This window comes from Ahrensia kielensis DSM 5890 (assembly GCF_000374465.1).
Classification (GTDB): Bacteria; Pseudomonadota; Alphaproteobacteria; order Rhizobiales; family Rhizobiaceae; genus Ahrensia; species Ahrensia kielensis.
In genome coordinates, this window is sequence record NZ_KB894532.1 from 72,618 (window position 1) to 95,464 (window position 22,847).

Here is a 22,847-nt window from a genome sequence, read left to right on the forward strand (position 1 = left end):
GGGTAAGTATTATGGGGCTATTTTTGACCATCATATTTTAACGATACACTAACCACGCCCAATCAAGGCGTGATAAAACTGCTTAAATCACAAGCGAATGAAACAACCTTCAATCAGCAAAAAATCAAACCTGAAATTTACGCCTCGGCAGGCAGCTCATCGCAGCCAATCATCCAGCGCACACCAAATTTGTCACGCAATGTACCAAAGCCAGCACTCCAAAAAGTCGCAGCCCAAGGCATCGTAATGTCAGCGCCATCGGCCAATTTATCATAAATAGCCTTGGCTTCATTGGCAGTCGCAAAATTCAGCATCACCGATGCGCCATCCATTTGTGCGCTGGTCTCCATGAGGTTATCCGAAGCCATGATCGTATCATCGCCAACTTTCAATTTGGCGTGCATAATCCAATTCTTCTTGTCCTCTGGCACACCAAATTCAGGATCTGGCGGCATATCAGCACCAAGCATTTTATCTTCAATCGTGGCACCAAGCACTTGCTCATAAAAAATAAGTGCTTCGGCACAATTTCCGTTGAAAAATAGATAGGGTATAATCTGCATGATCTTCTCCCAAAATTGAGAGAGAATTGTAGCACAGATATGTGTCAGGTATTCTTCACAAATGAAGCGGCGGATTCAAAATAAAATGAATTAGCTTTCATTCATCTGACTAAAACCCGCGCTATGCGCGCGGGCTGTCGGTCACAATCTCCACGTATTAATTGCCTGAGCGCGCAACATTGTTGGTTGCATCTACGGTGGCGTCCACGGCGTTGGCTGTGTCTTGTCCCGCACCTCGGATTGTATTGGCGCAGCCTGCAAGTGCGATGACGAATGTTGTGACCAAAATCGCTTTTAAAAATGACATTGTAAGAACTCCTTTGAAAAACGAATAACGCGCTAGCGTGTCACTGGTTCCCTGCCCTCCTGACATCGTCCTGTCAGTATCCCGTTGAATATTTAATATGCCCCCTTTCTTTCGCGGCATCATTTTCCCATATTGCACGTATGGCTAAACGACCTCCAAAAAAGACAGGCAACCCGTCACAGATTGACGAGGCTGCAGACGCACGCGCATCGAATGACGAAGCGCGCGACAATTCATTTATGAAAAACGCACCTGACCAGCCTTCTGGCATGGGAGAAATGCCGCAAGCCGAGTTTGAAGGCGCGGAGATTTCCGGCTCGTCGATTTCCGATTGGGTCAATCAATTGGAAGAAGAAGCCGCGCGCGATCAACGCCGCGAAGAAACTCGCGACATTCGCTCCAAAGCTGGCAAGCACCGCCGCAAAGTGGAGCAAAAAGCCGCCAAAGAAAATGTAAAGCGCGATAAAGACAAAAACGGCATCGGCGATAAACGCACCGGCGGCGGCACATCCATCGGTGGCACCAACGATCCAAAGAAGCGCGCCGCAGCGGGCCTTAATCCGGTTGCAGGTCTCGACGTATCGCTAGAAGAGGCAGGGCAGCTTGCTTCAACAACGGGCGTTACGGCCACGGTGGAAGCGCTCAAGGATTTAATCGACAGCGGCAATCCGCTCTTCAAGAACGGCCAGCAATGGGTGCCCCACCGCCCTGCCCGTCCGGAGAAATCCGAAGGCGGCATCAAGATTGAGATGGTCACGGAATATGAACCGGCAGGCGATCAGCCCACCGCGATCAGAGACCTCGTGTCGGGCCTGACAGACGGCGACCGCATGCAAACACTGCTCGGCGTTACCGGATCAGGTAAAACCTTCACCATGGCGAAAGTCATTGAGGAAACGCAGCGCCCCGCACTTATCCTTGCGCCCAACAAAACGCTTGCCGCGCAGCTTTACGGCGAGATGAAAAGCTTCTTCCCCAACAATGCGGTCGAATATTTCGTCTCCTATTATGATTATTATCAGCCCGAAGCCTATGTGCCGCGCACCGATACATTCATCGAGAAGGAAAGCTCGATCAATGAGCAGATCGACCGGATGCGCCACTCCGCGACCCGTTCGCTGCTGGAGCGCGATGATTGTATTATCGTCTCGTCCGTGTCGTGTATTTACGGTATCGGTTCGGTGGAAACCTACACCGCGATGACGTTCCAAATGTCGGTCGGCGACCGCGTCAACCAGCGCGAATTGCTCGCCGATTTGGTCGCCCAGCAATATAAGCGCCAAGACATCAACTTCGTGCGCGGCTCGTTCCGTGTGCGCGGCGATACGATTGAGATTTTCCCCGCCCACTTGGAAGATGCCGCTTGGCGCGTCTCGATGTTCGGCGATGAGATCGATTCCATTACCGAGTTCGACCCGCTCACAGGCAAGAAAACCGGCGATCTGAAAAGCGTCAAAATCTACGCCAATTCGCACTATGTCACGCCCCGCCCGACGCTTAATCAGGCGCAGGAGAAGATCAAAGCCGAGCTCAAGCACCGTCTTGTTGAACTCAATGAAGCTGGCCGCCTTCTGGAAGCGCAGCGGCTTGAGCAACGCACGCAATATGACCTTGAAATGCTCGCCGCGACTGGCTCCTGCCAAGGTATCGAGAACTATTCGCGCTATCTAACCGGACGCGCCCCTGGCGAGCCACCGCCGACGCTTTTCGAATATATTCCCGACAATGCGCTGGTGTTCTGCGACGAAAGCCACGTCACCATTCCGCAAATTGGCGCGATGTATAAGGGCGACTTCCGCCGCAAGGCAACGCTGGCTGAATATGGCTTCCGTCTGCCTTCTTGCCTCGATAACCGCCCGTTGCGCTTTGAGGAATGGGACGCGATGCGCCCGCAAACCATCGCCGTGTCCGCCACCCCTGCGGCGTGGGAGATGGAACAATCCGGCGGCGTGTTTGCCGAGCAGGTCATCCGCCCAACCGGCTTGATCGACCCGCCCGTGGAAATCCGCCCTGCCAAAGATCAGGTGGACGATGTGGTCGGCGAAATCCGCGCCACAGCGCAGGCCGGATACCGCACGCTATGCACCGTGCTCACCAAGCGCATGGCCGAAGATTTGACCGAATATCTGCACGAACAAGGCATCCGCGTGCGCTACATGCACTCCGACATTGACACGCTGGAGCGCATCGAAATCATCCGCGATCTGCGCCTTGGCGCGTTTGACGTGCTGGTGGGCATTAACTTGCTGCGTGAGGGCCTCGACATTCCCGAATGTGGTTTTGTCGCCATTTTGGATGCGGATAAGGAGGGCTTTTTGCGCTCCGAAACCTCGCTGGTGCAAACCATTGGCCGCGCCGCGCGTAATGTGGACGGCAAGGTCATCCTCTATGCGGACCGTATCACCGGCTCGATGCAACGCGCGATGGACGAAACCACCCGCCGCCGCGAAAAACAGGTCGCCTATAATGAGGCCAACGGCATCACGCCGGAGTCCGTCAAGTCCAACATCGCCGATATTCTCGACAGCGTTTACGAGCGCGACCATGTGACCGCCGATATTAAAACCGCGTCGGGTGGCAAAGCTGACGCGCTGGTGGGCAACAATCTTGCGGCGCACCTCAAAGCGCTGGAAATTGAAATGCGCGATGCGGCCGCCGATCTCGACTTTGAAAAAGCCGCGCGTCTGCGCGACGAAATCAAACGCCTGCGTGAAACCGAACTGGCGGTCATGGACGACCCTCTGGCCCGCAATACGGGTATTGAGAATACGAAGGATAGCCGGAAGCGGAAGGCTCAAGGCAAGACAAGCGTAGCGCCGTCGAAGGGTCGAAAGACAAGCGAAGCGCCGTCGACGACCGAAACCGTACCGAGCGATAAAACTGAAAACAGCGTTTTCAGAAAAAACACCCTCGACGAAATGACCGTTGGCCGCACGGAAAAACCCGCCACGCCTGAAGGGTGGAGCCAACCGCGCAAAACGTGGACGGAAGACGCTAAGGGTGGGTTCTCATCAGATGGTGCAGCGCATGGTAAGGCAGACGAAAAGGCGCAGGACTCCCCTTCTCCCAAGGCAAGCGTAGCGCCGCCGAAAGGTCGAGAGACAAGCGAAGCGCCGTCGGCGACCCGCGATGATGACAACCCTGCTCCGATAAAGAGACACCGCATTGGCGCTGGCTCTTATGAAGACCCTGCCGATGCGCGAAAAGCCAAACGCCGACCGGGGAAAACGGGACGGCCGGGGCGGTGATTAGGAAACGCAGAGAGTAGCAAAAGCCTCCAACGTCATTCTAGGCCTTGAGCCTAGAATCCATTCCATGATGGTGGCGAAGCAAACAGTTCTCATAGAATAATCACCTATGCTAATTTCACGCACCGTATAAGCTTACTGAGATAAAACGGAGTCCTAGACTTGCAAAGCATAGTTATCAAATCACTTGGAGTTTTTACTCGGGAGAACCCGCTCCTTGAGGACAGGCAAAGGAGGTAAATGTGTTCCAGCAGCCCAGTCAATATTTGCAAACACAGAACGAAAGTATGGATAGCAAGTAAAGGTCGAAACTCTTTCAATAAAACGCAATACGTCTTCATATTCACAATTGCTAAACCCTCCATATACTACGGCGTACTTTGCCTTACAGGTCAATTGTTTAGTACGCGCCCTTTTAATAAACACCTCAAAATCTACAAGTGCAACTACGGCGTCATTACCAGCCTCGTACTCTGGCTCAACACTATCCACTACGACATGAAATTTTTTTTCATTTGATTTAGCGCGAAAAAAGTCAGGCTTCACCAAAAAATTAATTTCAACAAGCTGTACGCTTTTCAGCATGGCTGCATCAACTGCAGCATTATACGAATTAATTTTTCTCTCAATCTCGGCTTTTTTCGGACTGGCCGAAAGTGCTTTTTTTCGGATGGCTGGATTTTTTTCAGGCAACGAGCTTTTCTTCGGTGAATTGGATGCCATTCTATGCACTCACTTTCTGCCGCTCTTCGTATGGTTCTGCGTAATTGTCATTAATTCCCCAAACGGACTGACATGTGTCCATTCGTTTAGCGGCAATACTCCACCCTGCCTCAAATCCATCAAAAGCATCTTCGAAGTTATTGCGATTCTCGACTTCCAACAGATCACACTCGACAAATTCTGGCTTAATATTCAAAAGTCCACAAATTCGAGCAACAAGCTTTATAGATGGGTTAGCCGTTGACGACAAAATCTGACTAACTCGCGCCTTTGAAACACCAAGAAGATCTGACAAGTCTTTTTGAGACATGTCAGCTTGATTTAGCGCATCCATGACTGCGAATTGAAAGTCGATAAGAGTATCTTCTTCGAATTCAATGAGTTCTCGATTAAAAGATTTCGATTTGAAATCAACCATTTAAATATTCCTGAAAAACTTTTGCAGCTTTTTGCAAGATTGCAGGGTCTGCTTTGTCTTTTTTCTTTGAAGGGTTACAAGCCGTGGCCAAAAACGTACGCCGGCCACCAATGGAAGTTTCGGCACCATAAAGCCGGAATTGATATGATTTAAACTCATATATAAATACGGTATCGTTATGGCCTACCGATATTCTAGTTTGCGGTTTGTACATACTTGTACCAAGGCCTGTCGGACCAACCTCCGCGTACCTGCCGAGATATCGCGTGATTGTGCGCTCATGCCTAATACTTGTGGTGTCCTCATTGCGCTCAGCCTTTTCCCTTAATTTATCAAGCTCACTTAACGCTTCACCAATACAAATTACATCACCGAAAGCGCCAGACACTATCAGTCGTCCTTCTAATTTCTTGGTGCTCGACTTTCGGCTCAATATCTTTTCTTACACTGCAATAGTTAAGTTATAACTAAACTCATTTCAATCGGTACCATGATCAATTCTATCCTTCAACCCCAAATTTAAATCACTTTACAGTGAAGCAACTTGAGTTGGATGAATGCATAATTTCAATTTTAACACCCGCATCTTGAAACCAATTACTTATTATAAGAATTCTCTGATCTTAATGAGACTTATCACAAAAAACTTATCCAACGCCCCCACCCGATCAGCTGCGCTGCGCTTGCTTCTCGTGCCTCCCCCGCCAGCGGGAGGAGGCAAAACCCTTCTCCGTCATTCTAGGCTTTAATTAAAACAAGCGCAGCGCCGTTGATAGAATCCATTCCGTGATGGTGGCGAAGCAAACAGTTCTCACAGAACAAACACCTAAGCGAAGTTCACGGAATGGATCATTCCACGGCGCTCCGCTTGTTCTAGGTCAAGCCCGAGCATGACAGTGCGTGTGGTGGATGTCGGCGCCTCTATCTCTCCCCTCGTGGGAGAGAAAGTGTTTTCCTTGGCTTGCGAAGCACAGCGAGCAAGTCATTGGAAAATACAAGAGAGGGGGCTGCGGTGTGAGGCGTAGATTGCAACCTTAGTAATTGGATACATACCCCCTCACTTGTAAAAACATAAGACTTAGCTAGAGCTAAGACTTTGTTTTTACTTTCTCTCCCGCCAAGCGCTGCACGACAGGTGTATTGCGAAGCAATCACCGAGAGTGGGGAGAGATAAACGCCCTCACCCGACCTCGCTTCGCTCGCCCACCCTCTCCCGCAGGCAGGAGAGGGAAACAAATAAACTTATCCACCCCCACAGACCTTGCCCGCATAATCGGCGCGAAGAAAACGAGGGCGATATGGACTGGCAAGGGGCGATCAATGTAAACCGTGAAGCGTTGCAGCGCATTATCGCCGTGTTGTTCACCATGGCGGGGGTGGCAACCGCACCATTGCCGCGCGGCGTGCGTCTGCCCCTGCTGCGCGTATTGCGTCCTGCTGAATCCGCTGTGCGGCGGCTGATCGTGATTGCTGCGCGCGGTATCAACGTCAAACTGCAAAACCGCGCTGCGCCAGACTTTTCCAAATTGTCGCGTAAGACCGATCACGTACCGAGTTTTGCACTGTTTGATCGCCGCAAGCGCTTTGCTGAAAAGCGCGCAGCGCTTCTGCCCCATAAGGGCGTGCCGCGCCTGACCATCTGGAATGCGCCAAAATCCATCGTGGCACCCACAACACGCGGTGACCATGAAGCGCGGGTGATGCTTCGCCTCAAAGCGCTGCAAAATGCGCTGAATGATTTGCCCAAACAGGCACAGCGCTTGGCGCGTCATCAGGCGCGCCGTTCAACGCTGCCTGCTGGTCCCAAATGCGTGGGGCCGCTGCGGCCCGGCTATCCACCCGCCCACAAAAAGCGTGCCGACCATGCGGTCGATTTTATTTTGCGTGAGTGTCACGCATTGGCCATGCAGGCGCGCGCGGCACCAACATGATGGAATATTTGAAACTTATTATCTTGCAACTTTCTGCCAAGCGGGAGGACGTTCACCCATGCGTAATTCAAAACGCCGTCATTCTAGGCTTAAAGCCTAGAATCCATTCCGTGATGCCAATGAAGGACATATTTCTATCAGAACAAACACCTCAGCGAAGTTCACGGAATGGATACTCGGGTCAAGCCCGAGCATGACGCCACTTTCCACACATCCGCCACAATTCGTTCAGCTTCAGTTCAGACTAGAATTAGTAATGTGCAATCATCGAAGAGGCACACTAAGCCCTCTCAAGGAGAACAATGATGAAAGCTGTAAAAACATCCCTCGCCGCATTAGCGGTTGCTTCAACGACCCTCGTGCCAATGGCCACATCCGCGCAAGCCGGAGAGCGCGGCTTTGCCCGCTATGAAGGTCAGCGCATTCAACATTGCGGTCCGCGTGATCGCCATTGCCGCAATGATGTCCGTGTTCGTGACCGTCATCGCCCTGATAAAGTGATCGTCAAACGCCGCGACAATAGCGGTAACATTGCAGCAGGCGTGCTTTTGGGTGTCGTTGGCGGTGTGATTTTGAACGAAGTGGTGCGTAGCAACCAGCAGCCGACCTATGTGCGTCCGCAGCCGCAATATCGTGCGCCGACCCATAACAGCAATGTCTATCCGCCAGCACCAAGCCGGTCTCAGCCGCGTGTTGTTCAATATGAAGGCGGCTATGCCTCATTGGAGCCGTGGACAGCAGGTTGGTATGAATATTGCGACGATCGCTACCGTTCGTTCAATGCCAAAACCGGCACCTATCGCGGCTATGATGGCAAAGACCATTTCTGCGTCGCAAGATAAGTCGATAAAAGAACAAACTAATCCACCGCGTGCGTGTGGGTGCTAGGGTGGACCCGGGACGCGAGTCTCGGGTCTTTTTTTGCGCCTATTTCAGGAAAGGATTATTGCGCCGCTCTTCGCCGATTTTGCCGCCCGGTCCGTGGCCGCAAATAAAGCCAACATCATCGCCAAGCGGCAGGACTTTGGTTTTAATCGAGTTGATCAGCGCTTCGTGATTGCCGCCCGGCAAATCGGTTCGCCCGATAGAACCGGCAAACAAAACATCGCCCACATGGGCAAAGGCCGCCGCTTCATTGTAGAAGATCACATGGCCCGGCGCGTGTCCGGGGCAATGATAAACGGCAAATTCATGGGCACCGAAGGCAAGCGTGTCGTCTTCCTCAAGCCAGCGATCCGGCACCGCATTACGCACCGTTGCAACGCCAAACATTTGGGCTTGTTTTTCCAGCGCTTCTAAAAGCGGCAAGTCATCCTTATGCGGCCCGATAATATCGACGCCGAGCGCGTCTTTCAAATCCATCGCCCCGCCCGCATGATCGATATGGCCGTGGGTCAACCAAATCGCTTCGATTTCAAGACCTTGCTCCTTGATCGCACTTTGAATTTTCTCGACATCGCCGCCCGGATCAATCACCACGCCGCGCTTGGTTTCGCTATCGAACAAAATCGTGCAATTTTGCTGGAAGGAAGTCACCGGCACGATAATGCCCTGCAATTGGCCGCTCATATTTTGCTCCTCATTTTATATTCTTATGCAACAGCTTCCAGCACCGCGTAAACTGCGGGCAATAAAAAAGGCAGCCCGAAAGCTGCCTTTGTATTCATTTCTGCAAGCAGATTATTTTTTGCCGAGGAACTGGCCAGCAAGGGCAGTTAGCACACCGCCGCCAACAGCGCCGCCGCCAACATTACCGAGCAAAGCACCAATATCCATGCCGCCCATCATACCGCCCATTGCGTCGCCGCCAGCAGCACCCGTTGCGCTACCAAGGATTGCGCCCAAAGCAGAGCCACCAGCAATACCGCCAAGGCCGCCAGCAAGCAGCTTAGGCAACACGCTCATAGCAACGTTTTTAAGCAGTCCACCAGCAACGCCGCCGCCGACCATGCCAGATATAGCTTGGATAATAATTGGAATTAAAGCTTCCATAGTCTTGTCCCATCAATAATTTTTGCCGTGGCTGAGTAAAACCGCCACATAAGACATCACAAACCCGCCATTAACGAATTGTCAACGGAAAACGCAATCTAGCACAAGCTGCCCACAGTAGAGTTTGGCTCTCTTTCAACTGTGGGCAAGTATTTTGACTTTATTCAGCAGCTTTTACAGCAGCTGGATTTACTAAGGTCGTATAATCGTTCATCAAAGTTTCAGTGATAGAGCCTGGAACAAAGCGATCAGCGCCAATCTCAGAAACTGGCGTAATTTCTGCCGCAGTACCAGTCAAGAAACACTGCTCAAAGCTTGAAAGCTCATCAGGCATGATCGTGCGTTCGATAACCTTAATGCCGCGATCTTTCGCCAATCCGATGACCGTGCGCCGTGTGATACCATCAAGGAAGCAGTCTGGCGTTGGTGTATGAATTTCACCGTCTTTTATGAAGAAAATATTCGCGCCAGTAGCTTCTGCAACATGTCCGCGCCAATCAAGCATCATCGCATCGGCATAGCCTTTGGCTTCGGCTGCATGTTTAGAGATTGTGCAGATCATATAAACGCCCGCAGCCTTTGCCTTACAAGGCGCGGTTGCTGGATCTGGACGACGATATTCTGCAACATCAAGGCGAACACCTTTGAGTTTTTCTGCAGGCGAGAAATAGCTTGGCCACTCCCAAATCGCGATTGCGAGATTGATTTTATTCGACTGAGCCGAAATGCCCATCATCTCAGAACCACGCCACGCGACCGGACGCACATACGCATCCTTCAAGCCTTGCTTATTCAGCAAGCCAACACATGCATCGTCGATTTCCTGAACGGAATAAGGGATTTTGAAGCCAAGAATTTCAGCTGATTTATGCAAGCGCTCATTATGCTCGGTCATTTTGAAAATATTTCCGCCATAAGCGCGCTCACCTTCAAAAACAGAGCTCGCATAATGCAAACCGTGTGTGAGAACATGAACTTTAGCATCTGCCCATTTGACATATTCATCGTTCATCCAGATGTGGCCGCCTAACTTATCGAATGGAACACTTGCCATTTGTCTTTTCCCGTCATTATTTGTGAGTCATTGGAAATGACGGTTACACCGCGCCGAAATTATGTCAATATGGCTGACATAATTTAAATTTAAAAAACAGTGTGCAGTCATTATGCCGACGATTTTCGATAAAGATGCCAGAGATCCCTCAAAAATCAACACGATAATTGAACTCTTGTTCTTTGCTTATCGAGATTTTATCGCAGACCCTGACGAGATTTTAAGTGCACTGGGTTTTGGACGTGCGCATCACCGTGTGCTACATTTCGTCGACCGCAAGCAAGGGCTAACAGTTGCTGAACTGCTTGATCTTTTAGGCATTACAAAGCAAAGCTTAGCGCGAGTTCTCAAACAATTGGTCGATGGCGGTTATATCGAACAACGCGAAGGGCCAAGCGACCGCAGGCAGCGCGAACTATACTTAACCGATATGGGCGCATTGTTGATTGAGGATCTCAGAAGGCCACAGTCTCGCCGCATATGCGAAGCATTGGCAAGTTCGGGCCACGGGGAGGACGATGCGATCAGGTTCCTATCTTCAATGATTGGACCCAATGCAAAGCATCAAATAGAAACACTGGAATAGGGCTATTCCAAGCGAAAGGTTATCTGATGGCAGAACCAATTACGACCAGTCCACTTGACGATGAAGCCCACCACATTCTTATCGTTGATGATGATACGCGTATTCGCGAGCTGCTAACGGAGTTTTTGTCACGCAATAATTATCGAGTGACAGCGGCAGAAAGTGCTGCCGATGCGCGCCGCAAAATGATTGGGCTAGAATTCGACCTGCTGATTTTAGACGTTATGATGCCAGGCGAAGACGGCGTGACATTTGCCCGTGCCATGCGCGAAGAACTCCGCGATGTACCCATCTTGATGCTCACCGCACGTTCTGACACAGAGCAGCGCATTGAAGGCCTTGCCGCTGGCGCTGATGATTACCTGCCAAAACCATTTGATCCACGCGAGCTTTTGCTGCGGGTATCCAACATTGTCCGGCGCACCGCAGCAACTGAATTGCCCGCAATTGAACAGGTGGTTTTTGGTCCCTACTCTTTCTTTATCAGCAAGCGAGAGCTGAAGAAAAATGGCGAACCGGTTAAGCTGACAGACCGCGAGCGCAATATTATGGTTCGGTTTGCAAATACGCCCGGTGACACGATACCGCGCCATGAACTTGTTGAAGATGCCACTGAAATCGGCGAACGTACAATTGATGTACAGATCAATCGCCTGCGCCGAAAAGTTGAAGATGATCCAGCCAACCCGCGCTATCTTCAAACTGTGCGCGGAATAGGCTACCGTCTTTGCATTGAGTAAAGACTGAGAACCTCTGATCAAAACTGGAACACTGCGGCGCAATGACTGATACCACGACACCTCCTGCTGCGCCGCACCACCAGCGCCCATTTTCGGTGCGCATCAAGCGTATTGCGCGCTATAGCCTGATACGTCTGCGCCAATGGTCCTCAAGGCTCACTCTATCATTGCCACGCGGACTATATGCCCGCTCGTTGATTATCATCATTGCGCCCATGGTGTTACTGCAGTCCGTGGTAGCTTTCGTGTTTATGGAAAGACACTGGCAAACAGTGACGCAGCGCCTTTCCACCGCCGTTACCCGTGACATCGCGGCGATCATAGAAATTGTTGATACCTATCCGGACGATGAAAACTATCTCAATGTCATAACGCTGGCCCGTGAGAAGCTCGCTCTTAACATCGCCATTCTGCCGCCTGATCCTTTGCCCGGCCCAGCTCCAAAACCGTTCTTCTCCATTCTTGACAGTATTTTAAGCCAAGAAATCACCAACCAGATCGGCAAGCCTTTCTGGATTGATACGGTGGGCAATTCAAATCTGGTCGAAATTCGCATTCAGCTCGAAGATAAAGTGCTGCGCGTATTTGCCAAACGAAGCCAAGCCTATGCTTCCAACACCCATATTTTCCTGTTGTGGATGGTGGCGACATCGCTGGTGCTGCTGTTCATCGCGATCTTGTTCTTACGCAATCAGATACGCCCTATTCAGCGGCTTGCCGATGCAGCCGATGATTTTGGTAAGGGTCGTCCGCTACCAGCAGATTTTCGCCCGCGCGGCGCCATTGAGGTTCGCAGGGCCGGTCTGGCCTTTATCAAAATGCGTGAGCGCATTGAAAAGCAGATCGAACAACGCACCGAGATGCTTGCCGGTGTGAGCCATGATTTACGCACCATCCTCACCCGCTTCAAACTGCAATTGGCATTGCAGGAACCATCAAAAGAGATTGATGCGCTGGAGAAGGATATCGCTGATATGCAGTCAATGCTGGAAGGCTATATGGATTTTGCTAAAAGCGAAGTCGAAGAAGAAACAGGCGAAGTCGATTTAGCCGCGCTAATTGCAGCATTCGAAGATGAGGCAAAAATACGTAAACACCGGATGAAAACGAATATTGTAGGCCGGAAGGATATCGTGGTGCGTCCCGTTGCCTTTCAAAGGCTTCTGGAAAACCTCATCTCCAATTCTTTTCGCTATGCGAGCCGCACAGAAATTGTTGCCCGCAATGCAAAAGGCCGCCTGACGCTTTTTATTGACGATAATGGCCCCGGCATTCCTGAAGACAAACGCGAAGAAGTGTTTAAACCATTCTACCGCCTTGATGAGGCGCGCAACCTAGATGAATCCGGCACAGGCCTTGGTCTTGCCATTGCACGCGATATTGCGCGCAAGCATGGCGGAAACATCACTTTGGATGACAGCACGCTTGGCGGGCTTCAAGTGATTGTCGATATTCCTGTCTGATTGCGTTTAAATAAGACGTTTGCCGTTGGGCACTTTTTTGTCTGTAGCCGCTAACACAATTGCGCCCTGCTCGTCTTCAAAACCCAAAGTGAGCACTTCTGACATGAGCGGACCGATCTGGCGCGGCGGAAAATTGACCACAGCCATAACTTGGCGGCCAATAAGTTCTTCTGGTTTGTAATGAACCGTAATTTGCGCAGATGATTTCTTCACACCAATTTCATCGCCAAAATCAATACGCATTTTGATTGCTGGTTTACGCGCTTCAGGAAACGGTTCAGCTTCGATGATCGTCCCTGTGCGGATATCCACCTTCATATAGTCATCAAATGAAATTGGGTCGCTCATCGTCATCAACCTTATGCTTCGCCCTGCGTTTCAAACATAGCATGATTAAGTGCATCACGCGCAGAGGCACCTGACCAAACAACCGTCTGGAAAGCTTGGAAATAGCTCTCGCAGCTTTCAAGCGCACTTGTCAGCATAACTTCGATTTGGCCCTGAGTAGGTTCAGCACCGCCAGCCAGCAAAAGAGAATGGCGGAACATGATCGCGCCCTCTTTTTCCCAAAAGTCAAAGTGCCCCATCAATAATTGCTCATTGATCAATGAGAGTAATTTAAGTAGCTCCGTCATGCGGGCCTTGCTGACCGTGATATCAAACGCGCAAGCAAAGTGCAGCGATTCATAATCAGGCATCCACGCATAGGAAACATGATAGTTGGCCCAATGACCCGCGACGGCAATAGCAATCTCATCATCACCGGTGCGCTCGAAGTTCCACTCCCGTGCATAAGCGATGTGTTCAATCACATCCACGGGGTGGGCTATACGTTCAACTTCGAAATCCAAAAGGCTCATTTGGTCCTGCATCCATCAAGGTTCTATCGACCGATGAAGCATAAGCGGTTTTTAAATCACCGCCGTGAGGCTCATCGCGAATCAATCAATAGATTCAGCATATTGATAGGACTCACAGTTAAAACCCCATCGGAGTCGTCACAGGCAAATGAGCTGTGGATGGAACTGCTTTGCTGGGGCCTAAATGGCACCTAAGGGATTCAACGCGCTGCGTTTTTTAAAAAGAATCCACAGGGCAAAAAAAATCAAAGAAAAGTGTGAACTGCCGCCCTCTGACTCAGCAGCAGGTTTAAGCGTTCACTTTTTGGACTCAAGCTTTGCGATCCGCTCTTCCAAATCAGTAATTTTTGCTTCCAGCGCATCGTTCACATCACGCGCCTTCACAGCCATTTCTTTGACCGCATCGAACTCTTCGCGCTGAACAAGATCCATCGAAGCAAGAAAGCGATCAGCTTGCGCTTGAAACACAGTTTCCGCTTCACGCTTCATGCCTTGTGCGGCACCGGCAGCATCCGTCATCAATCGAGCGAAATCGTCAAAAATTTTATTCGGACCAGATGTCATAGCTTTGTTTCCTTTTTCTCTAAACTATCTATGGTCGCGGCAAAAAGTTTGCAAGACAAAGCATACCGCCATAATGACGCGTCATAGATGTTTTACTGAGCCACCTTCTTTGAACTTAAAAAATGAGTGCCCTGATGTTCCCTATCGTGCTGCCACAGCTCGCACTGACCTTTCCCAATCTTGATCCTATTCTTTTTCAAATCGGACCGATTGCAATTCGTTGGTACTCCTTAAGCTATATCGTCGGCATCGTTTTAGGCTGGCTCTATGCCAAGTCGATCGTGCGCAATAACCGTCTATGGGGCGGGCAATCCCCGATCACCGACATCGATATGGACGACTTCATGCTTTGGGCAACCATTGGCACAGTGCTCGGCGGCCGCTTCGGCTATGTGTTTTTCTATGACTTTGCAGGCTTTATGGCGGACCCAGTGTCGATCTTTCAGATCTGGCAGGGCGGCATGTCGTTCCACGGCGGCTTCCTTGGTGTGACCATCGCCATGATATTGTTTGCCCGTGCACGCAAAATTCCGGTCTGGAGCTTGTTTGATGTTATCGCCACCGTTGTACCTATAGGCCTTGGCCTTGGCCGCGTAGCCAATTTCATCAATGGCGAATTGTGGGGCCGTGTATCGGATGCGCCTTGGGCAATGGCATTTCCAACCGGCGGACCGCAGCCCCGCCACCCGAGCCAGCTTTATGAAGCAGCGCTCGAAGGTGCGCTTCTCCTCGCCGTGCTGTTTATTGCTGTCTATGGCTTCAAAGCGCTGCACCGTCCGCGCCTCGCAACCGGTATCTTTGTTGGTGGCTACGGTATTGCACGCACAATCGTCGAGTTCTTCAGAGAACCCGATGCGCATTTGGGCTATCTGTTTGGCGATTGGTTCACAATGGGCATGCTGTTGTCATTGCCGATGGTTCTGATCGGTCTCGTATTGATCTTATCGGCGCGAAAAGTCGAATATCTAGCCCCTGAAACTGACCATGCTTAAACAAAAGCTTCTCAAGCGTATTCGCACATCAGGTCCGCTCAGCGTGGCGGACTATATGGCCGAATGTTTGTTTCACCCTGAGCACGGTTATTACACGCGCAGGCAACCATTTGGCGCGGATGGCGATTTCATCACCGCACCAGATATAAGCCAGATGTTTGGCGAGCTAACTGCATTGTGGCTCGTTGAAACATGGAGCGCGATGGGCAGGCCTGCCGATTTTTGCCTATGCGAAATTGGCCCTGGCCGCGCAACTTGGATGCGCGATATATTGCGCACAGCGCACAAAGCTGATCCTGAATTTGTTGCCGCTGCAAAAATCCATCTCATCGAAAAAAGCCCCCGATTGATCGACGTGCAAAAAACAGCGCTTTCAGAGCACGAGGGCCAAATCAAATGGGTTTCCACAATCGATGATTTACCAGCATTGCCAACGCTGCTCATTGCCAATGAACTATTTGACGCACTGCCGACACGCCAATATGTAAAAACGACAAACAAGTGGGCCGAGCGCGTTGTGTCAGAGCAAGACGGCGAACTCATATTCACCATCGGCACTGGCACCATTGACGCCGATACATTGCCGCTCAGTGCAGATGGCGCAGAAGAAAGCAGCATATTTGAATATGCCCCTGCCCGCGAAGCTTTAGCGCAAGAGATTGCCAGCCACATAGCAGAGCATAAGGGCGCAGCGCTCTTCATCGATTATGGACACGTAAAATCTGATCTGGGTGACACATTGCAGGCAGTGCGTGCGCACAAACAGGAAAATGTTTTCGCCAATCCAGGCGACGCTGATCTGACCAGCCATGTTGACTTTGAAACGCTCAACATTGCTGCCAAAACGGGCGGCAGCTCTATTTACCCCATCATAACGCAGGCCGAATTTCTGCTAGGCCTTGGCTTAATTGAACGGGCAGGATTACTCGGTACGGGAAAAGACCAAGCAACCCAGCAAGCGATAAATGATGCGGTTAACCGCTTAGCAGGCAATGGTGCCAACCAGATGGGCGATCTGTTTAAAGCAATGTGCATCACCTCAACGGGCCTTGTGCCACCTGCCCCTTTTGGCCAGCCCAACGCCACGAATGACACTCAATAATGCAGCCGCTTAGAAGGATATTTTGATGACACTCCCATCTGTAAAATCAAACCCACTGGAAGCACTAAGCACAAGCGGCATCCGCCACGGCTTCTACACCCGTCAAGGCGGCCTGTCCTCGGGCATCTATGAAAGCTTGAACACTGGACTTGGCTCAAAGGATGATCCTGAGCTTGTAATGCAAAACCGTGAGCGCATTGCCGCAGATTTGGGCGTAGCAGCCACCCATTTGGCCGGATGCTACCAAGTCCATTCAGCCGATGTGATAAGCGTTAACGCGCCAATGGGTGCTGAGCGACCTGAGGCAGATGGCATGGCAACCAATCAACGCGGCATCGCTTTGGGCGTATTGACCGCCGATTGCGGCCCGATCCTGTTTGCCGATGCGCGCGCGCAAGTCATCGGTGCGTGTCACGCTGGCTGGAAAGGCGCACTGACAGGCGTTGCGGAAAACACAATTGAAGCGATGATTGCGCTCGGTGCAAAGCGCGGCAATATCTGCGCCGTACTTGGCCCATGCATCGGCCAAAACAACTATGAAGTTGGCCCAGAGTTCAAAACGCGTTTTGCCGATCAGGCTGAAGCTTTCAACATCTATTTTTCCGCTTCAGCAAAGCCAGAACATTATATGTTCGACATGCAAACATTCATCCTCGACAGGCTAAAAGCGGCTGGCGTGAAGGCAAGCAAAACCGGCGAATGCACTTACGACGATGAGGAACGCTTTTTCTCTTACAGACGAACGACGCACAGAAATGAACCTGATTATGGACGCCAGATGTCTGCAATTGCACTTATTTAGAGAAATAAATGTTCACTTCACCAATGAGAAAAATAACTCGGCCTTGATTTGAACGCCCCATAAGGTAAACCTAAGGCACCAGAACCTGCGCGGCTATGGGCATATCGGTATGGGGTCAAGATGACACACGCACAGACAATGATTGGGTTACGCGCCTTTACAGCTTTATTAGTTGCAATATCGCTGGCCGCTTGTACTTCAACAGATTCCAGCCTTGGTGTGGAAACAACCCCGCAAGTAACGACGCCAAGCGTTGTCGTACCAACCGCAAATACGGGCGTGGAACTGGCAAGCAATCAACCAAATGCGACTTTAGGAAATGTGTATTTTGCGCCGATTGTAGGCGCACCTGTTTCCAAGATAACGACATTCTCAAAACGTCTTTCAAGCGCAGCACCGCTCAATTCGATTAAACTACAGGGGTCGAACTCCAACACGGTTGATCATGAGATTCGCGGTTACTTTTCTGCCTTTTCTGAAAGCGGCCAGACGACCATCATCCATGTTTGGGATGTATTCACACCGCAAGGCCAGCGCGTGCACCGTATTCAAGGCCAAGAAAAGGTCGCGGGCACCGGCACAGAGCCTTGGTCTGTTGTTCCAGAAGCCACTATGCAACAAATTGCAGACAGTGTTTTGAAACAATATACGAGCTGGCGCTCAACATCTTGATGCGCCAAGGACACGAATTTAAATGAATCACAATTATTTTGATGATTCAGAAGTGTTTTGCCGGCTTTGGGTTGCATCTTTTTGTGCGACCGCTAAAAGGCCTTAAACTGCACTCAAAAGCGCTTAGCGAGGCGATCAGGCATGAAATTATTTGCTGGAAATTCCAACCGGCAGCTTGCCGAATCTGTAGCAAAATATTTGGGCGTAAGCGTCGGGCGTGCAAATGTACGCCGTTTCGCAGATGACGAAATTTTTGTAGAGATTCAGGAAAATGTCCGAGGCGAGGACATCTTCATCATTCAGTCCACATCACGTCCAGCAAATGACCATCTTATGGAATTGCTGATCTTGATTGATGCGTTCCGCCGTTCATCAGCGCGCCGCATAACAGCCGTGCTTCCTTATTTTGGCTATGCGCGCCAAGACCGCCGCGCCCAAGGCCGCACACCAATTTCAGCGAAACTGGTTGCCAACCTTATTACTGAGGCCGGTGCCGACCGTGTACTAACGCTTGATCTACATGCCGGACAGATTCAAGGCTTCTTTGATATCCCAACGGACAACCTTTATGCCGTGCCTGTTATGGCCCGCGACATCAAAGCCAAATATAAAAACCTAAACGATGTTATGATCGTTTCACCCGATGTGGGCGGCGTTGTACGCGCACGCTCACTGGCAAAACGCCTCGATGATACGCTTCTGGCAATTGTTGATAAGCGCCGCGATCGCCCAGGCGAATCTGAGGTCATGAACGTCATCGGTGATGTATCTGGCAAAGATTGCTTTCTCATCGACGATATTATCGATTCAGGCGGCACTTTGTGTAACGCGGCTGAAGCTTTGCTAAAAGATGGTGCTAAAAGCGTGACTGCTTATATCACGCACGGTGTTCTTTCCGGTGCTGCTGTTGAGCGCATTACAAATTCAAAGCTCAAGGAATTGGTTATCACTGATTCCATTCAGCCATCCCCTGAAGTTGCTGCCGCAGATAAAATCAGAGTGATATCCATCACAGATTTGATCGGTGAAGCTATTGCCCGCACAGCGCATGAACAATCAGTTTCGAGCCTGTTCGACTAAAAGCAGTACATATTAGACCGTTTAAAGTGTTGAGACGCCAGCAAAGTCTTGCAAACGCAAGCTTTGTCGGTTATGAGCGCGCATCCGCGCAGACACCCTTGGAGGCAGCGCGGTGGATATCCTTGTGATATCGGTTAAGGCGAAGGTTTTAACCACTCCATATTGTCCTCGAAAGGAAACGCTATGAGCGACGCAGTCGTACTCAAAGCCGAGGCGCGCGACCGGGTTGGTAAGGGGTCCTCCCGGGCTATTCGCCGTCAAGGTAAAATTCCAGCCGTAATTTACGGTGATAACAAAGACCCAATTTCTATTGTTCTTCCTGCCAAGGAAGTAACATTGATGCTTCATCAGGGCGGCTTTTTGACAAAGCTTCTTGATATTGAAGTTGACGGCAAAAAACACAAAGTGTTGCCGAAAGACTATCAGCTTGATCCTGTAAAAGACTTCATGATGCATGTTGATTTTCTACGCATCTCAAGCAAAACAATCGTGACTGTGAACATTCCAGTACACATCGAAGGCGAAGACAAGTGCCCTGGCCTTACAGCTGGCGGCGTTTTGAACATTGTTCGTCACGAAGTGGAAGTGAACTGCCCGGCTTCATCAATTCCGGAATTCTTCACAATCGACATCAGCAAATCTGTTATTGGCGACACGCTCAACATCTCTGATGTTGCTCTGCCTGAAGGGGCAACGCCAACGATTACGGACCGTGATTTCACGATCGTAACAATTCAGGCACCTGGTGGCGGCGCAGCTGAAGAAGAAACAGATGCACCTGAAGCAAGTGAAGTTCCTGCAACGGCTCAATCTGAAGAAGGTGGCGAGGCGTAATCCTCTCCCCTTATAGGCGACTGGCCACCTGAATTACAGGAGTGTGACTGATGCAAATTATTGCAGGTTTGGGAAATCCCGGCAGTCAACACGCAGGCCAGCGTCACAATATCGGCTTTATGGCGGTGGACGAAATTGTCCGCCGCCATTCTTCTTTTTCGCCTTGGCAGAAAAAGTTCTCAGCCGAAATTTCCGAAGGCCGTATCGGCTCGGAAAAAATTCTCCTCATCAAACCGCAAACCTTTATGAATAAGTCCGGTCAAGCCATCGGCGAAGCCATGCGCTTCTACAAGCTGACAGAGCAGGACATTACGGTTTTCTACGATGAGCTAGATCTTGCCGCTGCCAAAGTGCGTATCAAACGCGGCGGCGGTGCTGGTGGGCACAATGGCATTCGATCTATGGATCAGCATTGCGGCCAAAACTATCAGCGTGTACGCCTTGGTATCGATCATCCAGGCCATAAGGACCGCGTGACCGGCCATGTACTTGGCGACTTTTCGAAAGCTGACCAGATATGGCTAGAGCCCCTGCTTGCAGCTATTGCGGATAATGTTGAGCTATTGGTCAAAGGCGACAATTCTGGCTTCATGAACAAGATCGCTCTGGCTGTTGGTGATGTTGCGCCAAACCAGCCCAAAAAAAAGACTGAAAAGCCCGTACCAAAGCCGCAGAGCCACATTCGCCAAGCGCGCAGCAGTGCACAAAAGCCCGATGCACCAACAACCGGCCCAATGGCCGACATGCTCAAAAAACTTCTCGGAAAATAATCTGAGGCATATCAAAGTACAAACAAAAACCGGACGCATGATGCGCCCGGCTAAGTTTGTAAGTGGTTTTTCTGCGCTTATTTAGAAGCACCGAGCAACGGCGTGATGTTGCGAATTGCAACGCGGCGGTTGCGTGGCTCATCCCGTTGCGTGTTGATCTTCAGATGCGCTTCGCCATAGCCTTCAACAACAAAGTTTTCCGGTGGCAATCCATAGTTCATAGTCAAAATACGCGCGACCGTTTCTGCTCTGCGGTCAGACAATGCAAGGTTATAGACTTCGCCGCCAACGGCGTCTGTGTGCCCCTCAATCAAGAATACAGCCGATGGATTTTTATTGATGACATCTGCAATCGCAAGGGCCGCTTTTTCAAGCAAGATCACTTGGCTCTGGCGCACTGTGGCACTGCCTGTATCAAACTGGATATTATCCAGATCAACACTACGCATGGTATCACGCAAACGCTCCGATGATCGCACTTCACGCAATGTATAGGCTTGGCGTACTTTCTCTACAGGCGGCGCAAAGAATGTTTCGCGTAAACGCGCCTGATTTGCATTGCGCGCATCGACGACATAGAGGCCGCGGTCAATCGTCAGATTTATCGGCGGAAGTTCGCGGTCATAGTCAACATAGTCGACACGGCCACGATCAAGGCTATCAATCAGAACAACAACACTGCCATCGCGGCGAACGCGCTCACGGCGCAAAATATCACCGTTTGGTGCGCGTGTTGTAATGATTTGAACGCCATTAGGACGTGTCATTGTTTCACGGCTCAAACCATTGTCGAGATCTTCGTAATAAACATCAACATCATCACGGCGCAGCAATGCGTTTTCATCCTTGCGCACGAAATATTCGCCGTTACGCTCAATGATCACACGGTCGCCTTGGTCTTCCACCAGCTTTCCGCCAAGCATTGGCACAAGAACGCCAACCGCAACGCCTACCGCAGCAGCGCCGAGCAACTCGTTACGGCGCTTACGGGCATCATCGCGGCGCTCTTTTTCAGCTTTATCAAGCGCTGCTCTTTCCTGCTCTGATACTTTTTCAGGTAGAACAGTTACCGGCGCGCCTTTTGTCTCTTCGATAATCACTTCAACTGGCTTTACGACAACTTCAGGCTCTTTGACCTCTATACTAATTTCTGCTTCATCCACGACTTCAACATCGGCAGGTTTCTTATCCGCAGGTTTTTCTTCAGCTGAAGCTTTAGCAGCTGGCTCAACTTGTGTTGGCTGCTCTGCCGCTTGATTATCTGCGGCAGGCTTTTCTGTATTTTCAGCGGCTGGTTTTTCTTCTGTCGCCTTTGCTTTTGGCGCAGGTTCTTTCATCGCTGGCTCTGCAGGAGCAGCTTCTTTTGCAGCAGGTGCTTCTGTTGCAGGCTCTGGAGCCGCCTCTTTGGCAGGCGCTTCAACCTTTGGTTCTGCTACCGGTTCCTCAACTACTGGTGCTTCGGCTTTTGGTTCAGCTTCGGCTTTTGGTTCCGGTGCTTGAACTTCAGCATCTGGCGCAGGCTCTTGAACAGGCGCTTCAGCCTTTGGTTCTGGCGCTGATTCGGGTACTGGTTCTGGTGCAACTTCTGGCTCAGCAACAGGCTCTTCTACAGGAGCAGGTTCTGCAGGAGCCTCTGGCTCTGGTACAGGTGTCTGTGCAGCTTTAGCGGCTTCAAAATCTGCTTGTGCTTGGTTTACACGCGCCTGAGCAGCGTCAACAGCCTGCTCGGCAGCCTCAACGCCCTCGCCTGATGCGTTGGCCGCTGCAAGTGCCGCGCTTGCTTCACTGAGCGCTGCCAGTGCATCATTTAAAACTTGAGCAGCTTCTGCCCCTTGAGCAACTTTAAAACTCATCTCAGAGCCGGAAGGTACGCTCATCGACGCCATAGCAGGCTGAAATGCAATCATAAGGGCCGTAGTGGCCATCAACGTTTTTCGTAAAATCATAATTCACACTTTCTATTAAGCCTAAAATCTCAAATATCTGATTTCATAGGCAGTGAGCGTGATCGGTCACGCGAGTCCCTTCGCGATTAAAACGTGTGGCAGTCAATTGAGTTCCCATTTGGGCAGATTAGAAAATGTTTATCCGCATTAAGCCGCACCCTTTAAGTGCATAAATCCTTGACGCGGCGGGGGTGTATCAT

Annotated in this window: 24 protein-coding genes; 13 read left to right on the top strand and 11 right to left on the bottom strand. The window is 50.6% G+C overall.

The genetic code is table 11. The annotated features are described in order from the left end of the window. Positions 1-137: 137 nt before the first annotated feature. Together C504_RS0114250 and C504_RS0114255 are read right to left on the bottom strand one after the other, a co-directional pair. Positions 138-563: a VOC family protein gene (locus C504_RS0114250; protein ID WP_018690038.1), complete on the bottom strand. Its 426-nt coding sequence runs from the start codon at positions 561-563 to the stop codon at positions 138-140. Between the two features lie 157 nt (positions 564-720). Next, the gene (locus C504_RS0114255) at positions 721-870 is read right to left on the bottom strand and encodes an entericidin domain-containing protein (protein ID WP_018690039.1); all 150 of its coding nucleotides are present in this window, start codon (positions 868-870) and stop codon (positions 721-723) included. Between the two features lie 140 nt (positions 871-1,010). Here C504_RS0114255 and uvrB point away from each other — a divergent pair, with 140 nt between their 5' ends. Further along, positions 1,011-4,118, top strand: a complete 3,108-nt coding sequence (gene uvrB / locus C504_RS0114260; RefSeq protein WP_018690040.1) for an excinuclease ABC subunit UvrB — start codon at positions 1,011-1,013, stop codon at positions 4,116-4,118. A gap of 183 nt (positions 4,119-4,301) precedes the next feature. On the opposite strand, the gene C504_RS0114265 is transcribed toward uvrB, so the two are convergent. After that, on the bottom strand, positions 4,302-4,841 hold the full coding sequence (locus C504_RS0114265) for a hypothetical protein (protein WP_018690041.1): 540 nt from the start codon (positions 4,839-4,841) through the stop codon (positions 4,302-4,304). A 1-nt stretch (position 4,842) separates the two neighbouring features. Further along, entirely contained in the window at positions 4,843-5,259 is a 417-nt protein-coding gene (locus tag C504_RS17985) for a helix-turn-helix domain-containing protein (RefSeq protein WP_018690042.1), read from the bottom strand. 1,298 nt (positions 5,260-6,557) lie between these two features. Here C504_RS17985 and C504_RS0114280 point away from each other — a divergent pair. After that, complete coding sequence (locus C504_RS0114280) at positions 6,558-7,190, top strand: hypothetical protein (protein ID WP_018690044.1); 633 nt, start codon at positions 6,558-6,560, stop codon at positions 7,188-7,190. Between the two features lie 302 nt (positions 7,191-7,492). Then, positions 7,493-8,032 (top strand): BA14K family protein, encoded by a 540-nt coding sequence (locus C504_RS0114290; RefSeq protein WP_026317527.1) that lies wholly within the window; start codon positions 7,493-7,495, stop codon positions 8,030-8,032. An 85-nt stretch (positions 8,033-8,117) separates the two neighbouring features. Here the strand turns inward: C504_RS0114290 and C504_RS0114295 are convergent, their stop codons facing one another. The 3 genes from C504_RS0114295 to C504_RS0114305 all read right to left on the bottom strand — a co-directional run bounded on the left by C504_RS0114295 (position 8,118) and on the right by C504_RS0114305 (position 10,236). Further along, positions 8,118-8,759, bottom strand: coding sequence for an MBL fold metallo-hydrolase (locus C504_RS0114295; RefSeq protein ID WP_018690047.1), 642 nt, complete (start codon positions 8,757-8,759; stop codon positions 8,118-8,120). A gap of 111 nt (positions 8,760-8,870) precedes the next feature. Next, on the bottom strand, positions 8,871-9,182 hold the full coding sequence (locus C504_RS0114300) for a hypothetical protein (RefSeq protein ID WP_018690048.1): 312 nt from the start codon (positions 9,180-9,182) through the stop codon (positions 8,871-8,873). 160 nt (positions 9,183-9,342) lie between these two features. Beyond that, a complete protein-coding gene (locus tag C504_RS0114305) occupies positions 9,343-10,236 on the bottom strand; it encodes a branched-chain amino acid aminotransferase (protein ID WP_018690049.1) in 894 nt (297 codons plus the stop codon). A 112-nt stretch (positions 10,237-10,348) separates the two neighbouring features. Between C504_RS0114305 and C504_RS0114310 the strand changes: the two genes are divergently transcribed. The 3 genes from C504_RS0114310 to C504_RS0114320 are packed head-to-tail and all read left to right on the top strand — an operon-like array spanning position 10,349 to position 13,025. Further along, positions 10,349-10,822 carry a MarR family winged helix-turn-helix transcriptional regulator gene (locus C504_RS0114310; protein WP_018690050.1) on the top strand — a complete coding sequence of 158 codons (474 nt, stop codon included), beginning with the start codon at positions 10,349-10,351 and terminating at the stop codon, positions 10,820-10,822. Positions 10,823-10,848: 26 nt separating this feature from the next. Then, positions 10,849-11,562 carry a response regulator gene (locus C504_RS0114315; protein WP_018690051.1) on the top strand — a complete coding sequence of 238 codons (714 nt, stop codon included), beginning with the start codon at positions 10,849-10,851 and terminating at the stop codon, positions 11,560-11,562. A 41-nt stretch (positions 11,563-11,603) separates the two neighbouring features. Then, entirely contained in the window at positions 11,604-13,025 is a 1,422-nt protein-coding gene (locus C504_RS0114320; protein WP_018690052.1) for an ATP-binding protein, read from the top strand. Between the two features lie 6 nt (positions 13,026-13,031). On the opposite strand, the gene C504_RS0114325 is transcribed toward C504_RS0114320, so the two are convergent. From C504_RS0114325 to C504_RS0114335, 3 genes are all read right to left on the bottom strand, one after another. Beyond that, complete coding sequence (locus C504_RS0114325) at positions 13,032-13,373, bottom strand: tRNA-binding protein (protein WP_026317530.1); 342 nt, start codon at positions 13,371-13,373, stop codon at positions 13,032-13,034. Between the two features lie 11 nt (positions 13,374-13,384). Continuing rightward, positions 13,385-13,885 carry a type III secretion system chaperone family protein gene (locus C504_RS0114330; protein WP_018690054.1) on the bottom strand — a complete coding sequence of 167 codons (501 nt, stop codon included), beginning with the start codon at positions 13,883-13,885 and terminating at the stop codon, positions 13,385-13,387. A gap of 297 nt (positions 13,886-14,182) precedes the next feature. Beyond that, entirely contained in the window at positions 14,183-14,449 is a 267-nt protein-coding gene (locus C504_RS0114335; protein ID WP_018690055.1) for an accessory factor UbiK family protein, read from the bottom strand. Positions 14,450-14,583: 134 nt separating this feature from the next. On the opposite strand from C504_RS0114335, the gene lgt reads away from it, so the two are divergent. The 7 genes from lgt (at position 14,584) to pth (ending at position 20,701) form a co-directional block, all read left to right on the top strand. Next, on the top strand, positions 14,584-15,441 hold the full coding sequence (lgt, locus tag C504_RS0114340; protein WP_018690056.1) for a prolipoprotein diacylglyceryl transferase: 858 nt from the start codon (positions 14,584-14,586) through the stop codon (positions 15,439-15,441). After that, positions 15,434-16,543, top strand: coding sequence for an SAM-dependent methyltransferase (locus tag C504_RS0114345; RefSeq protein ID WP_018690057.1), 1,110 nt, complete (start codon positions 15,434-15,436; stop codon positions 16,541-16,543). The genes lgt and C504_RS0114345 overlap by 8 nt, the downstream gene beginning before the upstream one ends. 25 nt (positions 16,544-16,568) lie before the next feature. After that, entirely contained in the window at positions 16,569-17,345 is a 777-nt protein-coding gene (pgeF, locus tag C504_RS0114350) for a peptidoglycan editing factor PgeF (protein ID WP_018690058.1), read from the top strand. 120 nt (positions 17,346-17,465) lie between these two features. Further along, positions 17,466-18,017: a hypothetical protein gene (locus C504_RS0114355; protein ID WP_018690059.1), complete on the top strand. Its 552-nt coding sequence runs from the start codon at positions 17,466-17,468 to the stop codon at positions 18,015-18,017. 141 nt (positions 18,018-18,158) lie between these two features. Then, positions 18,159-19,097 carry a ribose-phosphate pyrophosphokinase gene (locus C504_RS0114360; protein WP_018690060.1) on the top strand — a complete coding sequence of 313 codons (939 nt, stop codon included), beginning with the start codon at positions 18,159-18,161 and terminating at the stop codon, positions 19,095-19,097. 183 nt (positions 19,098-19,280) lie between these two features. Further along, positions 19,281-19,931, top strand: coding sequence for a 50S ribosomal protein L25/general stress protein Ctc (locus C504_RS0114365; protein WP_018690061.1), 651 nt, complete (start codon positions 19,281-19,283; stop codon positions 19,929-19,931). A gap of 50 nt (positions 19,932-19,981) precedes the next feature. After that, the gene (gene pth, locus C504_RS0114370) at positions 19,982-20,701 is read left to right on the top strand and encodes an aminoacyl-tRNA hydrolase (RefSeq protein ID WP_018690062.1); all 720 of its coding nucleotides are present in this window, start codon (positions 19,982-19,984) and stop codon (positions 20,699-20,701) included. Positions 20,702-20,778: 77 nt separating this feature from the next. On the opposite strand, the gene C504_RS18415 is transcribed toward pth, so the two are convergent. Continuing rightward, the gene (locus C504_RS18415; RefSeq protein WP_018690063.1) at positions 20,779-22,647 is read right to left on the bottom strand and encodes an OmpA family protein; all 1,869 of its coding nucleotides are present in this window, start codon (positions 22,645-22,647) and stop codon (positions 20,779-20,781) included. Positions 22,648-22,847: the final 200 nt, after the last annotated feature.